At 36.6% G+C, this 14763-nt stretch carries 9 protein-coding genes and 1 tRNA gene; 1 reads left to right on the top strand and 9 read right to left on the bottom strand.

The window, feature by feature from the left end; all coding sequences use genetic code 11:
* Positions 1 to 187: 187 nt before the first annotated feature.
* The 6 genes from HMPREF1534_RS11820 to HMPREF1534_RS11845 form a co-directional block, all read right to left on the bottom strand.
* Positions 188 to 261, bottom strand: a tRNA-Arg gene (locus HMPREF1534_RS11820).
* Between the two features lie 77 nt (positions 262 to 338).
* Positions 339 to 1046: an AbgT family transporter gene (locus tag HMPREF1534_RS11825; protein ID WP_005939077.1), complete on the bottom strand. Its 708-nt coding sequence runs from the start codon at positions 1044 to 1046 to the stop codon at positions 339 to 341.
* Entirely contained in the window at positions 1036 to 1764 is a 729-nt protein-coding gene (locus HMPREF1534_RS11830; protein ID WP_005939075.1) for a DUF5932 domain-containing protein, read from the bottom strand. The genes HMPREF1534_RS11825 and HMPREF1534_RS11830 overlap by 11 nt, the downstream gene beginning before the upstream one ends.
* A 32-nt stretch (positions 1765 to 1796) precedes the next feature.
* Entirely contained in the window at positions 1797 to 6191 is a 4395-nt protein-coding gene (locus HMPREF1534_RS11835) for a DUF5113 domain-containing protein (protein WP_005939074.1), read from the bottom strand.
* Positions 6192 to 6411: 220 nt separating this feature from the next.
* Entirely contained in the window at positions 6412 to 6588 is a 177-nt protein-coding gene (locus tag HMPREF1534_RS11840) for a hypothetical protein (protein WP_005939071.1), read from the bottom strand.
* Positions 6589 to 6688: 100 nt separating this feature from the next.
* Positions 6689 to 8188, bottom strand: coding sequence for an L-lactate permease (locus HMPREF1534_RS11845; RefSeq protein WP_005939069.1), 1500 nt, complete (start codon positions 8186 to 8188; stop codon positions 6689 to 6691).
* Positions 8189 to 8504: 316 nt separating this feature from the next.
* Between HMPREF1534_RS11845 and HMPREF1534_RS11850 the strand changes: the two genes are divergently transcribed.
* Positions 8505 to 9155 (top strand): transposase, encoded by a 651-nt coding sequence (locus HMPREF1534_RS11850; RefSeq protein ID WP_005939068.1) that lies wholly within the window; start codon positions 8505 to 8507, stop codon positions 9153 to 9155.
* Here the strand turns inward: HMPREF1534_RS11850 and HMPREF1534_RS11855 are convergent.
* The 3 genes from HMPREF1534_RS11855 to HMPREF1534_RS11865 form a co-directional block, all read right to left on the bottom strand.
* Entirely contained in the window at positions 9135 to 10127 is a 993-nt protein-coding gene (locus tag HMPREF1534_RS11855) for an ISAon1 family transposase (protein ID WP_005939066.1), read from the bottom strand. The genes HMPREF1534_RS11850 and HMPREF1534_RS11855 overlap by 21 nt on opposite strands.
* Positions 10093 to 10479 carry an ISAon1 family transposase N-terminal region protein gene (locus HMPREF1534_RS11860; protein WP_018452424.1) on the bottom strand — a complete coding sequence of 129 codons (387 nt, stop codon included), beginning with the start codon at positions 10477 to 10479 and terminating at the stop codon, positions 10093 to 10095. The genes HMPREF1534_RS11855 and HMPREF1534_RS11860 overlap by 35 nt, the downstream gene beginning before the upstream one ends.
* Before the next feature lie 996 nt (positions 10480 to 11475).
* Positions 11476 to 12819, bottom strand: a complete 1344-nt coding sequence (locus HMPREF1534_RS11865; protein WP_005939062.1) for a mechanosensitive ion channel domain-containing protein — start codon at positions 12817 to 12819, stop codon at positions 11476 to 11478.
* Positions 12820 to 14763 lie beyond the last annotated feature (1944 nt).

Genomic DNA, 14763 nt, shown 5'->3' with positions numbered 1-14763 from the left:
AACATCTCCAGTGGAGTGGCAGGGGGTTGAAGGTTCTGTTTCATGCCACAAAGATAGTGTTTTTAACTAATTCCCCCAAGTTTTCAAACTGAGCCTTAGTATTGTGTAAGCGGAAAGTTTGCGGACAATTCCCAAAACAAGAAAACCGCAAAAGCTTAATAATTAGCGTTTTGCGGTTTTTTACTTGTGATTCCGCTGCGATTCGAACGCAGGACCCACGCCTTAGAAGGGCGTTGCTCTATCCAGCTGAGCTACGGAACCATCCTTGTTTGCGGGTGCAAAGATAATAGCTTTTATCAAAAGTTCCAAAAATCTTAGCAACTATTTTCGCTCATAACTTATTTTTTTCTATTTAGCATTCCAATAAAAGGAATAAAACAACAAACATGAAAGACGTAAACCATTATGCTTGAGTCTATTCCAATCCATTCTGTCAAATTAGTATATAGTAGCGAAGAGAAGAACTGAACAATAAAAAACAAAATAACAAAGTAATCGGCAAAGCGAATAAACAAGAAAGTCATTCCTCGAATTATATCTCTGTCATTACGCAAACGCCCGGAAGTATAGCCAAAAACTACTCCTGACAAACCTATTCCGAATGAAATAAGATAATATATGCCTTGCTGAAAAGGTGAATTTCCTAAGGAGCCGGTAATACTTCGCAATATCGTCCAAGGAGCAAAAGTAGTCATGATGATTGTCAACGAATAGATAAATAAAATACAAGCAGAAAACAGTAGGGCACGCTTTTCTTTTCGCGTTAACTGCTTTCCTCTTTTCAAAATCCTGCCAATGGCATTAACCATGCCGCTATAAGAAGCTATTCCAAGGCCAAAGAGTAAAATCATTATAATTCCCAAAGCGGGAGTCTTAACATAATTACTTGTAATATGTCTAAGCTCCCAGCGGATACCTTCCGGACTAAGTAGACTTTGCACTGTGCCAAGCCCGTAAATACTGCCTATCCATGAGACTAATGCCACTATTACTGTCAATAAAAAGAAGAATGTAGCTACATGGGGAAAATAGTAATTATTCTTCATCCGGCTCTAAATTATCAATATCAATAATACGCAACTCTAAAGCGCGCGTTACAAGACGACATGCATTGACACCGCTTCGCTCATTAATAGTAAACAAGCGATTAATAAGATCGTTTTGCCGCTTTTCTATTGATTTTACACCGAAAGGCATACCTTTTAGATTTGTAATCATTTCTTTGGTATACCCTAGTGCCAAATGTCGAAGAAGACGTTCGTCATATTCATCAATATCATAATTGATGATAGCTTCCTGCCGACGTTGTTCTTGCGCGACAGATTGTTTGAAACGTTCTATTATTTTTTCGAGTATGGGATAATTAAACACAAGTTTCTTACCATCCATTACGGCTTGCACATCGGTCGCCGTCAGAAGCTCGCCTGTTTTGAGAATAATACCATCTGCACCGGCATTCAAAACATCTACCCAAAGCTTTTCATTCAACACCTCACCTGTGAATATAAGTACTTTTATTTCAGGGTGATTCTTCCGTAAAGAAGAACATATATCTACACCTATGGTAGTGGAACCACCCAATCCTAAATCGAGTAATACCATGTCAGGAGTATGTACTTTAAGAAGTTCCCAAAATTCATTTTCAGTCATAGCTGTACCAATCACCTCGGCATTAGGAATTTCATGTCTGAAAATCTCTTCAGTACCTTTTAATTCTAACTTAACGTCTTCAACAATTATAACTTTAAATTTCTTGCTTTCCATATTATCTTGATTTATTATATTTCATTATTTTGTTATCTTGCAGGAATAGTAAACCATATCATAAAACCTCCATTGCTTACCGGCTGGGCATTAATACGACAGCCACGCCTGCCTGCAAACTCGTCATGTTCACGAATTACCTGCTTGCATATTAGATATTCCGTACCTGTCAGAACTCCTTCGCTACCACGTTTCATTCGTGATAAATGCGGATAGAATAATTGATTCAGTTCTTCTTGAGTTTTATCGCGACGTTTATCTATAAAGTCGAACCTGGCAAAGTCTGTGTCCTTATATATATGTAAATACAGTCTTCCGTCAACCTCATAAGACAAGGCTTCATCTATTAAATTTTCAAGCATATATTTTAATTGAATCATATCTCCAAGCATTGAAACATTTTCCACCTCTATTTTTAGTTCTACTTTACAAAAAAAACGTTTTCCCACACGTTTCATGTAGCGTTCTGCATAATCAGCTAAATCCTGGGCCTTTACAATACTGCGTTTAAAAGTTATTTCTTCTAATTGTCGAGCAGCACAGGAACTTAATATTGTAAAAATATCTTTGTAATAACTAATCAGCTCACTTACAGTCTCTATTTGTCTTCTTTCGTTCTCACGAACCGGTTCATTGTTTAGTTTGTCGATAATCTGCTTTATTTTATTAGGATAATAAATTGTTTCATGCTTAATGGTGGACAAACAGTTGTCCAAAACTAAATTCTGTACATGAAGCTGGTTTTCTTCACGGATAGCCCGGCGAGCATCGTCTTGAGCCGTCTCTATATCACGATATTTTTGTGCCATCAGCACCACCGCATTATAAGCGATTATAGCAACATATCCGGCTACTAACTCTACCATTAAGCGGTCATCTTCGCGCTCGCTATCAAAAGAACATCTTAAAGCCAGTACACCAGTGCAACGATTTTCTCCTCCGGTTTCTACCCACAAAGGAAGGCATTTAATACGATTTTTTTCCGTCCAATATACAGTCTGTGTCTCAAAACAACGTGTCATAAGTTCACGCATATCCTCATTTCCCTCATCCGATAAAGAAAAACTGCATTTCAAGTTATGACTGTCTTCACTATAAACGGCTATGCCAAGTACATCAATGGCAATTAATTCATTTATTCCCTCAAACATGGCATTAACCAAACTTTCCGCAATATCTTTATCGGCCTGTTCGTTCAGCAACGATCCTGTAAAAACCTGTTGATTAATCTCAAGCACCTGCTCCAAATTATACCGGTACAGCAAACGATGGCGAAAATAAAGCAAATAATAACCTGTCAGTAACAGCAGCAATATGACAATACAAAGAATAATAGCGACAATCTTATTATTTGCCGACAGTTGCATCTGCCGGCAATATTCCTCAAGAGAGGTGTCTTCACTTATCTGTTTATAAAGCGCAGTATATGCATTGTTATTGTATCGATAAGCATCTAAATGGCCCAACGCCAAAAATGCCACTGCTGATTCATTACGTACGTCCAACAGGGTATAATAATCCGTGTCAAAATGATTGTTGAACCACTCCAGTTCGGCTGCTGTCCCTTCTCCTTCCAATCTCAATAAAGGTGCTGTTTGATGAGAATACTGTTTATAGTGGACATTCAGGCAAAATAATGCGCTGTCAGCATATGATAAGGCTTGTTGATAAAGTCCTTCGATATTGCAATTGTATACATCATAAGCATAATTATTTGCTGCCGTTAACCATTTGTCATAGCATTGGACGGAGTCTTCCGGTGTCATTGTTTCCTGGCGCTCCAAATGATTCTCTCCACAACTGCTCAATAGCGATAGAGTAGATATAAGAATCAACATCAGTATTTTCCGTATTCCTTTGGGGAGGCGAAAATAAAAGCGACTGCCTCTGCCCGGTTCACTTTCAATATTAAATGTGCACATTCGAAAGATGTCGTTCGTTTTTCTATATTTATCGATAATGCCTTTACAATTCATCAGTCCGAACCCATGTCCTTTATTCTTTTGAAGTTCTGCTGCATTCTCGGTATTTTGTAAACCAATTTTTCCGGAATCATATACTTTTTCACTCAATATTCGTTCTTTGTCTTCTACAGAAAGCCCCAAACCATTATCTTGAATAGATATTTCTACATAATTTTCGTTTTCTTCTGCATACACAGAAATTTTCCCTCCTTGTTGGGTATACTTACGGGCATTTTCCATTAGAGTGTTAATCATAAAGAGTGTTAGTGCCTTATCTGCCTTTACTATGGCTTCGGTAGGTATTATCGTCAATGTCTGTTGCTTCATTTCGAAGGTCTTTCTTCCTTTGACTAAGACCTTAAACAGGTCATTTAATTCAAAATTTTCAATACTTAAACTAAGTGTTCCTTGTTTCATCTTTATCCATAAAGCCAGGATGTCGTTATACTCGTTGATACGGGTTATCAATTCATCTATATAATGATATTTGCTTTTCTTAATATCTTCATTGTCAATATAATTATTCACTGTAAGCTTATGCGTCTCATTAATAATACGGTCGATATAAGGCATGATACCCATAACAATGAAGAGACATGCTTTCTTTACCAGATTTTGCCGTTTGTTTTCTGCCAAATGTTGTTCGTGTATATATTGTTCTTTTTCCAGCCGTTTGCGTTCATCTCCCAATGAAATAAAAGCCAGTCCGTTTTCCAATGTCCATGATATATAAGGAATTATAACCTTCATCAAAGCTTTATCATCCTTTTTCATTTTCTGTGAAGAATACAAGTTTATTTCTCCTAACGGTTGTTCTTTGTTGGGGACACTTAGAATAAACCGAGTACAACTGCCATCATACTGTATCGGTTGTTTCGTTTCATTTTCGTAAACGACAATTTGCAATAGCGATGCTCCTATCAACTGCAGAATATCTTCACCTACTGCAGTGTGCATGGCACTTATGACATCATCCACTTCATTTGCATCCGAAGGTACGGAAGCTGTAATCTTTCTGCAAATATCGAGAGTACGTTTCAACTTGGCAATATATAACGTATTGCGAACTTTCCATTGTCTGTTTAGTATCCAGAACAGCACAATCAGTACTATAATTCCGATAATGACAACAGCCAATAAGCCGGTTAATTGCTCGGATTCCTTTTCTAATGCAATATAGCGGCTTTCCAGTTCTTTGTCTTGTCGTGTATAATCAAGTATATCAAGATAAATGTTTCTGTTATAATCAGATTCCGGTTTCATTCCCAGGGCAGCATAAGTTACACTAAGTTGTTCACGAAAGCGGGCAATCCATTCGGGAACCGTTTTGATACCATCATCATTAATCCATTGAAGTTCGATGGAAGTGGATGCCATGGGAACATAAGGGCGAAGACGATCTGTCGTATCTGTACAATGATAAAATTTCTCATGATGGCGGTTCACATATCCTAAAGCCTCAGATAGATAACTTAATGCTTCCTCATACCTTCCTTGCTCATTACAACAGGAGGCCAAAGTGCGATAAGTTCCTGATATCTGATATAAATCTCCATAGGTTTTAAATAATTGTAGAGCATTTTCGGCAAAAGACATCACCAATTCTTCCCATGGTAAATCTTCTGTATTAATGCCTCTCATCACACTGGGACGGCGTGCCATCAACAAATCATAATTCTTTCTCTCTTTCAGTAATTCCGCCATTGCTTGCGAAGCATTAGCTTCAAAGTATACATATCCTAAATCATGACTAATGCGCAAACAATCCACTAAGTAATTAAACTCGCCCAATACAACTTCCTCTTGTGTAGGTGCTTCATACATACCTCCCGAACCTTTCATGTAATAATAATAGAGCAGTTGTGCCGTGTCGCGCTCCAGTCCTTCGTCTACTTTAATTTCATTTATGGCCTCCAAAGACTGCTGTTCTTGCTGTAAATAATAATAGTAGATGGCTGATGCAATCGAGAACTCGGAATGTGCATAGTTCAAACGTTCTAATATCGTAGGATCGGTGATGGCAGAACGATCATCGTTAATACGCTTCATACGGCGTAAGGCACTGTTACGGTAATCATAAAATTCTTTATTCATGGCGGTACGCTGGCAAATCTTCATCATGCCAATGTCAGCTATCAGACACTCAAGTTCATTTGTCGTTGTTTCGTATACTTGTTGAAAGAACTTTTCAGCCGTTTCAAAATCCATGTGAATAAAGGCACAAAATCCTATATTATTCAGTGCTTCGGCACGCAAGGAAGAATTGTTCAAAGAAAAACGATATGCTTCATGGGCAGCTTTGCAAGAAGCCTTCAAATCTTTGTAACGCACTTTATAAGCAACTTGATTAAGTGAGTCGGCCCGAAGGTATAAAGAAGCATCTTTTTCGTTTTCACACGAGAAGAAACTTCCTGTGACTGTCAATATACTTGCACAAATAAGCAATAAACGCATTTTCTTCATTGGATATTTTTTCTCTAGGTTATAAGCAGCAAACAAAAATACAAAAATTCCGATTATTCCATAAATTAAAAACGAATAAGTATCAATGAAAAAGAGATTAATCTTTCAAGAAATAGAGATGATAAAAAAATAGGGGACTGTGAATTTCATGGCAAATCATAAAACTAAAAAAGCTATCCGGTTATGGACAGCTTTTCTTTGTGCTCAAATAATCATGAAATTACTTTTTAGCTTCTTCCAAAGAAGCCTTTCTAAACTCTTTCAGTAATTTTTCCAGCTCTAAAGAAGCTTTGCGTGCACGTGTACCTGCAGCTTTATTACCTTTTTCTGTTTGCAATTCAGCATCCATAAAGAATGCATTGCTTAATTCCTTGATTTTTGCAACTAATTCGTTCATCTTACTATTTATTTATTAATTATTAAATCGGATTCAAATTAAATCCTTTTTTGTTAGAATACGCTTTAACATGCTTGTTTTTTACAGTTTTTCAACATTTTTAGCTGAAAAGATAGACGATGATACCTGTTATACACACATACACCAATGCATAAGGAATGGCAGCTTTTAATATTTCTCCTTCTTTCCCTTGTTGGTTTCCGGCGGAAGTAGCGATTGCAATGCTCTGAGGCGAAATTATTTTCCCTCCTGTTGCTCCTACGGTATTTGCAGCCGATAACCAATCGGGACTTACCTGAATATGTCCGGCAACACTAGCTTGTAATTTACCGAATAGGATATTGGAAGAGGTATCACTACCTGTAATAAATGTGCCCAAGCAACCGATTATCGGTGCAAAAAAGGGATAAAGATTTCCGGTAATAGTCGCAAGTGCAGTAGCTATTACGGATATCATACCGGAAGTATCCATGACAGTGGACAGGCCTACCAGACAAATCACTGTTATAAATGTCTTTTCCAATTGTTTCACCGTTTTCCAAAGTACAACGAACAGTTCCTTGACAGTTGCTCCCTGGATAAGGCCACCTGCAAATGTACCCACAAAAAGCAAAACGCCTGCATGGGTCAGCCACGAAATCGTATAATTCACTGTCGACATATTTATAGGAAGACTGATGTGTGTTACCCAATTATTCTCCAATGTGTTTCTCAGTCCCGGAAATAATGGGCTTGTCACAATTATCAATAAAAGAATAAAGAGATAGATGCTCCACGCCTTGAATATATCCTTACTTTTTGAAATGTTTCTCTGATTCTTTTCTTCTTTTGTTGCAGTCAGTTTACCATATAAAATAATAACAATAATGGACAATATACTTCCAATGATAGCAGGAGATTCAGCACCCATATAACGTGCTGCTATATATTGACTCCCCAAAGAAACACTGCCTACCAATAGTGTTAATAATACGTTTTTAGGTAGTGATTTTAATTTAGGATTTGTAAGAAAGAGTAATATTAATGGAATTAAAAACATCAAGACTGAAAGTTGGAGGACAACATTTGTGCTTAATGTTTGTACATTCAGGCTTGTTTCTTTGGCAAGTACAAGTACTGGTGTGCCAATAGCGCCGAAAGCTGTGGCTACACTGTTGGCAATCAGACTGACTGTTGCCGAAAAGATTGGTTTAAATCCTAAACTAATCAGAATGGCAGCAGGAATGGCTACGGCTGTTCCAAATCCGGCCATAGCCTCTAGCAATCCTCCGAATCCCCATGTAAGCAATAACACCTGAATGCTTTTATCAGTTGAGATAGAAGAAAACTGTTGTTTAATAATTTCCATTTTTTCAGTTTTAAGCAAAACGTTGTAACTGAATATAGCCATCAGGATAATAATCAAAATAGGTGAAACTGCTTTCATGGCTCCATAAAGAAAGGAGAATAATAAATCATCCAAAGGGAAATGAAACCCGAAAAAGGCAATTAGCATGGTAACTACTAAAGATATAATGCTGCTTTTATCACCTGACATTTTAAAAAATGCCATTAGCACTATCAGTGATAATACGGGAACTATGGCTATAATCAGATTCATATAGTTAATGGTGGCTTAAAATTACTACAAAATAACAGTTCATATAAAGTTAAAGTTCATGTTAAAGGAAAACAATTAACAACAATTCATAGAAAGACGGTATAACAAAGTGGACGATTTAAGGATGAAGCAAATAATGTTTATAGAGTAAATATGGAAAATTTAAAGTCGGTTGACCCACTATTATAAAAGTCACCTGACCCACTTAGATTACAATAAAAATTAACCTTATAGAATTACCATATTTCAGTCTTGTTTTTGTACTTTACAAAGCATTTTAGCCCGGTATTATTAACCGAATAAAATTTTTAAAAGAATGAAAATAAGAATCAAGCACATACTGCGGTGTTACCAGTCAGGAATGAGTATCCGTAGTATCAGCTCTTCTCTTCTGATTTCACGTAATACACTCAAACGATATATCCGTATATATGAAGATATGGGTATAGAACTTGAACGCCTGTTAAAAATGGACGAGCAGCATCTGCATGAGCTTTTCGGTACGGAGACTGACAATGAACCATCAGGATCTGCAGAGTATAAATATCTTCAAGAACGTATATCTGAGTACATAAAACGACTTAAAGCCCGTGGAACAACAAGAAGGTCCTTGCATGAGGAATATCTGAGAGATCGTCCTCAAGGTTACAGCTACTGTTCATTCTGCCTGTATCTCAGACGTGAAAAGGAAGTAAAAGTACCGGTTGGGCGCATAGATCATATAGCCGGTGATCAGATGTATGTGGATTTTGCCGGTGACAAACTTTATATTGCAGACAGGAATACGGGTGATAAGGTTCCCGTGGAAGTCTTTGCCGCTATACTTCCTTGCAGCCAGATTACGTATTACGAAGCTGTACCATCGCAAAAGAAAGAATATCTTATCCAGGCATGTAAAAATGCCTTCCATTATTTTGGAGGTGTACCAAACCGGCTCAGTAGAAATTTAGTGGGGATACGCATATAGCTTAGCAATGCGGAATAGAAAGAACTTCTTATCTGCTACACCTCTGAGGTTCGCTCTGAACAATTTGATTTTGGCATTGAACGATTCTGCCATCGCATTTGAAGAACGATGGTTGTAGAAATTCAGTATTTCATCATAGTGCCCATAGAAAGTAGCAGCAATGATATTAAATGAGTGCATTCCCGCTTCTTCTACTTTGTTATACCATCGTGCCATAGCCAGACGTGCAGCATCCTTTATGGTATTCTTTGAGAATATCATCCTCAGGGAATGGCACAATCCATATGCCTTTTTAATGTCAGGATATTCTTCGAAAAGTATTGCTGCCCTTTGTTTCTGTCTTTCTGTCCATTTATCGGCTGACTTGAAAAGCAAATACCGAGAGCGTATCAGCAATTCCCTACGAGTGTCACCATTGGAATATCGGTATGGGACATAATCTTCGTTCTTCTGTTTGGCTTCCTCCATTTCCTCATTGGCCTGCTGTATGGCATCCCAACGGTGTTTGATGCGTAATTCCTGCACGGCATCGCAAGCTAATTTCTGAATGTGAAAACGGTCTATCACACGGTTGGCTTTAGGAAATGCAGTCCGTACAATCTTGCGCATGGAGTCTGAAAGGTCAAGAGTCACTTCTTTAACGGCATAACGACTTTTTTCGTCAATTCGTTGCAGTACAGCTATTACGTCCTCTGATTTAGTTCCTGCCACGACAGCTACCAGGGAACACTCTCTCGTACAGGCATCACGGTTGGTTACAAAGGTATAAAGTTCACCGTTGGAGAGTGAGGTCTCGTCAATTGCCAGATGCGGTCCCATATTCTCCGGAAACAGCATCCATTCATCGGCATGAGATAACTGATCCCATCTGCGATATCCGCTGAGTACCTCCTTATACTGTTTTTCGAATGTATGACCATCTATATGGTAGAATTCCTCAAGCGTACGGCAGGTCACCGGGGATGTCTCCATACGTTTCTTTTAAAAAAGCTCCAAATTCTTTGGAGTATCTGGTTCCCTTGGCCACGATGTCGAGGTCGATGGGAATGCTGAAGCTTTTGCCTGTGCGCAAGTCTGTCCAACGACGACGTCTGATCCTGAGAATTACCTTATGGTCCCGTATGGGAAAGTCTGTCACATTTACAGCTTCCATAAAACCTTTGGACTCAAAATGTATGTTATTGCTTAACTCGGGATTCATCTTTTCATCCAGACTGATATGAATCTCTTGAGAGGTTTGTTCGACTCCAGAGATGAGAAAGTAATCTAATATCTGAGCTGGCAACACGAGGCTGGCTAGCATGTTCAAATAATCGTTTTTCATAATGCAAAGTAAGCAATACTTCACGAAGATAAAAAATTATCCCCACGAAAAATCTACTAAACCGTTTTTATTATCAGATTCATTCAGTTTCATATATTCTATTTTATAGTTTTAATTCTTTTATAGATTGGAATTAGTAAATGTTAATCCTCCAACTTTTTAAACTGAGCTATCATATTTCAATATTTTAGTGTTGAGGTATAAAATCAAAAGAACCCTGACCTAAGCCAGAGTCCTTTTTTTGATATGATGAGCCGCACGCTTGCGGGAAGTATTTGCAAATATAGGAAAAGATTCTGACTTTTCATAAAATGATCGATTAAATTTTTATTTTACGCTATATTTTTTTTAAACCACACTTCATTTCTTGGTTTTTATGAACATATCCCTTTATATTATCTTTCTTACTTCATTCGAAATAGTTTATTATCTTCATTTATTTGGTATTTTTCGTACAAATATTATATCATTTTTATTCTTAACATAATTAATTATATTAAGAATAAAATTTATTTTTAGAGAAAAAATATGAAGGTATTGAAAGTTTGTATTGTTGAATAAAGAAAGCCACTATAATCATCTACTTTTATGTTGTTATTATATGCAGGAAGTGAAATTGGATATATTTCCACGAAATAATATACTATAGATATTAAGTATATTGTGAGTGTATTCTCTTTTGAGTGATTTGTAAATATTTGAATTTAAACAGCTTCAATTGTATTATCATTTATTAAATATTTGTGATAATTATTCCATCTTAAAAAATACTTTTTCGCTATCAATTTCTCTATTTAATATACTTTTATTTCATTTGCAATGAACATTTCTTCTTCTTTATATGTTATCATAATGTGTTTTTCATAGTATTAGATTAAAGGTTGAAGATTGCATCGGCTTGAGATAAGTAGTTGCATCTGAAGTAGAAGTGTCTACTATAAAAATATGAAAAGACTGTCTTTGTAAATGAAGACAGTCTTTTCATATTTTTATTTGCTATTTTTCTTTAGATTGAACTGAATGCCAGGGAATAGCGTTTATAGTCGACAAATCCTTTTCTGCTTCTATCAGGCTACTGATGATATAATCTCTAGCACTAGGATTTTGGAACGGATACAATTCAAATTCAGGTAATACAGATACAAAATGTTCCATAATTTCAGCCTGAATGGATTCGTAGCTAGGCCAGTTCTTATTGATGGAGAAACAATAGATCTGCATTGGTAGCCCGTTTTCAGTTGGAGCCAGTGTGCGTACCATGAACAATAGATCTTTGCTGATGAAAGGATGTCGTCTAAGATACATAGTCATATAGGCTCGAAGTAACCCTACATTTGTATCTATGGTACCATTTACTAAACCGTCTGGATTTTCTGTGTTTGCTATTTTGTCTTCAGTTGCTTGTTTCTGTTTGATAGTGATGAATTGTGATAGTTCGACATCAAATCCTTTCATCTTTTCTAAAAACTCTGATGTGCATGGTTTTATATAATCTAATTTCAAAGTATATTCGCGCATGATACGTCGTCCACCAGATTCAGTCATACCACGCCAGTTAATGAAAGAGCCCGAAACTAATGAGTAGGGGGGGATTGTAACAGTGGTATTATCGAAGTTTTGAATCTTTACAATATTCAAGGTGATGTCTGTAACAATACCGTTAACATTGTTTTGTGGCATTTCAATCCAGTCACCAATGCGGATCATATCATTTTCAGAGAGTAATACACCGGCAACAAATCCTAGAATGGTGTCTTTGAAAATCAACATAAGTACAGCCGCAAAGGCTCCTAATCCTGTAATCAAATTGAGAGGTGACTTATTTATCAGAATAGAAATAATTATAATAATAGCAATACAAGAAAAAATGACTTGAAAGATTTGTATGAACCCCTTCATCGGTTTATTTTGTAATTGCTCTTTGCTCATTAGTACATCTCCAACTGAGTTCAGAATTGCATTGACAGAGAAAAGTAAAGCGATAAAGAAATAAATCCATGTAATCTTTTCACTCACAATAAACCAGGTGGAATGATAGTCGAAAGCAAAAGGTAGTAATGAAGCTATAATAAGTGGTGGAATGATGGCTGATATCTTTCTCAATGCATTATATTCTATAAGTGAGCTAAGTATTCCTATTTGTTTGTATTTCAATATTCTACGAGTGAAATATAAAGTTATGTAATGCATAGCTGTTCCGATTGCAAAAGCTATGATAATAATAAAAACAAGAAAGATAATTTCATCTAGCTTATTTAATATAGGATGGGGGATTCCTATCCACAAAAGAAGAGTTTTAATCCACGTTAGTAAAGTTTGGGCAAATTCGTTCGTATTCATATCCTGGTTATATATTTTTCTATATAACCAAAAAGGGTAGATTTTGTTTTATCAAAAGAAAAGCTGATATTCCCTTCTTTTGCTTTTTCTTAAGGATGAAGAGAATATCTGCCTCGTCTTTTTTCATTTACTTTTTATACACAATCATTGTATTATTGAATCTTTCTGCTGAAGAATGTTGCATATAATGAAATATGCCTAAACTTAGGGTGAAAAACGCTAATGTAACAGAAATGACCCCAAATACAACTTTTCCAATAGTTTTAGTTCCCATGTGTTCTAATTAGTTTAGTTACGTATTATATATTCATTACATATAATGCTTGAAAAATGAAAATACTGCATGGATTATTATTATTTAAGAAAAAAAATAAATTGCAGTAATTATCCGTTTGCTGCTAATTGAGTTGACAAAGTTAATATAATTGCGTGATATGTAATAACTTAATCTATTATTATTGCAAATAATACCTTTTTCTTAAATAAATAATAGAAATTTTAGACAATGCCAACAGTGGGTAAGTACAATTCCTTAGGTGCTTTTTGCGCTTTTTTTGGTCAGATGTTCTGTTTAAGTAGTTTTCAGAGAATGTAAATTGTACACTGTTGATCTTATAATACTATATGCTGAATTTGGGTAAAAACTTTATTGGTGTACTTTGAGGTAAAAACGGCTTTTAAAAAAGTTGTATTTTAGATTTAGAAATACATTTGATTTTAGCATAGTTCATAAAGAGAGCTGTTTGTCGCATATTATAATGAATTATAGCTAAGAATAGAAGATTCATATATTACTTATAGATCATAAATAGTTGTTTCATTTTGATACAGTCTCAACTTGAGATATTTTTTGGGAGGATGAACCATACCCTTCTACGTGCGCATACATGCGCGCTCGTAATATAATTATGTGTGTTCCATTTTCTTCCTGTTCTGTTGTTTTCAAAAAGTCTTTGTTCTGTGTTGTTGTAAATCAGCGTGTTACAAACAAGTTTCAAAAAAGTGTAAGAAAAATCAGATGATATGTTTGGCAGTTAGGTTGAAACCGCCTACCTTTGCATCCGCAATCGAGAGAGATGCGGCACTGAAACAGTGTGTGACTGACTTGGTGAGACAAGCGTAGGAGAGTTTCTTCCTTATAAAGGATTCTGCACCCGATATCTTACCTTAGCCGGGCTAAGGGAGCGAGAAGGGATAAGACCTTTTGGAGCATGCAACCAGCCGCCTGAAAAAAAAGTTCAAAAAAACTTTCGAAAACATTTGGTGGTTAAAAATAAATCTCTTACCTTTGCACCCGCTTTTCAAACGAAAGCACATAAAGAAGAGTTCTTTGAAACGATTATAGATAAACAAACAAGTAGTACAAGTCTGCATGTTATATAATATATAATGTGTAGGAAAACAGAAACCGTCAATTATAGATTATTGATAGATTTGGTTCTTGAGCAGATTATCAACTTAAGTGTTGAAAAATAATATTTTTACAATGAAGAGTTTGATCCTGGCTCAGGATGAACGCTAGCTACAGGCTTAACACATGCAAGTCGAGGGGCAGCATGGTCTTAGCTTGCTAAGGCCGATGGCGACCGGCGCACGGGTGAGTAACGCGTATCCAACCTGCCTTACACTCTTGGACAGCCTTCTGAAAGGGAGATTAATACAAGATGTTATCATGAGTAAGCATTTTCGCATGATTAAAGGTTTACCGGTGTAAGATGGGGATGCGTTCCATTAGATAGTAGGCGGGGTAACGGCCCACCTAGTCTTCGATGGATAGGGGTTCTGAGAGGAAGGTCCCCCACATTGGAACTGAGACACGGTCCAAACTCCTACGGGAGGCAGCAGTGAGGAATATTGGTCAATGGACGAGAGTCTGAACCAGCCAAGTAGCGTGAAGGATGAAGGTTCTATGGATTGTAAACTTCTTTTATACGGGAATAAACG

The sequence above is a fragment of the Phocaeicola massiliensis B84634 = Timone 84634 = DSM 17679 = JCM 13223 genome (assembly GCF_000382445.1).
Classification (GTDB): Bacteria; Bacteroidota; Bacteroidia; order Bacteroidales; family Bacteroidaceae; genus Phocaeicola; species Phocaeicola massiliensis.
This window is presented reverse-complemented; position numbering and strand designations above follow the sequence as displayed.

Excerpts from the sequence above, each read along its gene's own strand:
- HMPREF1534_RS11860 (WP_018452424.1), bottom strand. The coding sequence starts at position 10,479 with ATGAAAAACGATTATTTGAACATGCTAGCCAGCCTCGTGTTGCCAGCT.
- HMPREF1534_RS11855 (WP_005939066.1), bottom strand. The coding sequence starts at position 10,127 with ATGGAGACATCCCCGGTGACCTGCCGTACGCTTGAGGAATTCTACCAT.
- HMPREF1534_RS11850 (WP_005939068.1), top strand. The coding sequence starts at position 8,505 with ATGAAAATAAGAATCAAGCACATACTGCGGTGTTACCAGTCAGGAATG.
- HMPREF1534_RS11840 (WP_005939071.1), bottom strand. The coding sequence starts at position 6,588 with ATGAACGAATTAGTTGCAAAAATCAAGGAATTAAGCAATGCATTCTTT.
- HMPREF1534_RS11845 (WP_005939069.1), bottom strand. The coding sequence starts at position 8,188 with ATGAATCTGATTATAGCCATAGTTCCCGTATTATCACTGATAGTGCTA.
- HMPREF1534_RS11865 (WP_005939062.1), bottom strand. The coding sequence starts at position 12,819 with ATGAATACGAACGAATTTGCCCAAACTTTACTAACGTGGATTAAAACT.
- HMPREF1534_RS11825 (WP_005939077.1), bottom strand. The coding sequence starts at position 1,046 with ATGAAGAATAATTACTATTTTCCCCATGTAGCTACATTCTTCTTTTTA.
- HMPREF1534_RS11835 (WP_005939074.1), bottom strand. The coding sequence starts at position 6,191 with ATGAAGAAAATGCGTTTATTGCTTATTTGTGCAAGTATATTGACAGTC.
- HMPREF1534_RS11830 (WP_005939075.1), bottom strand. The coding sequence starts at position 1,764 with ATGGAAAGCAAGAAATTTAAAGTTATAATTGTTGAAGACGTTAAGTTA.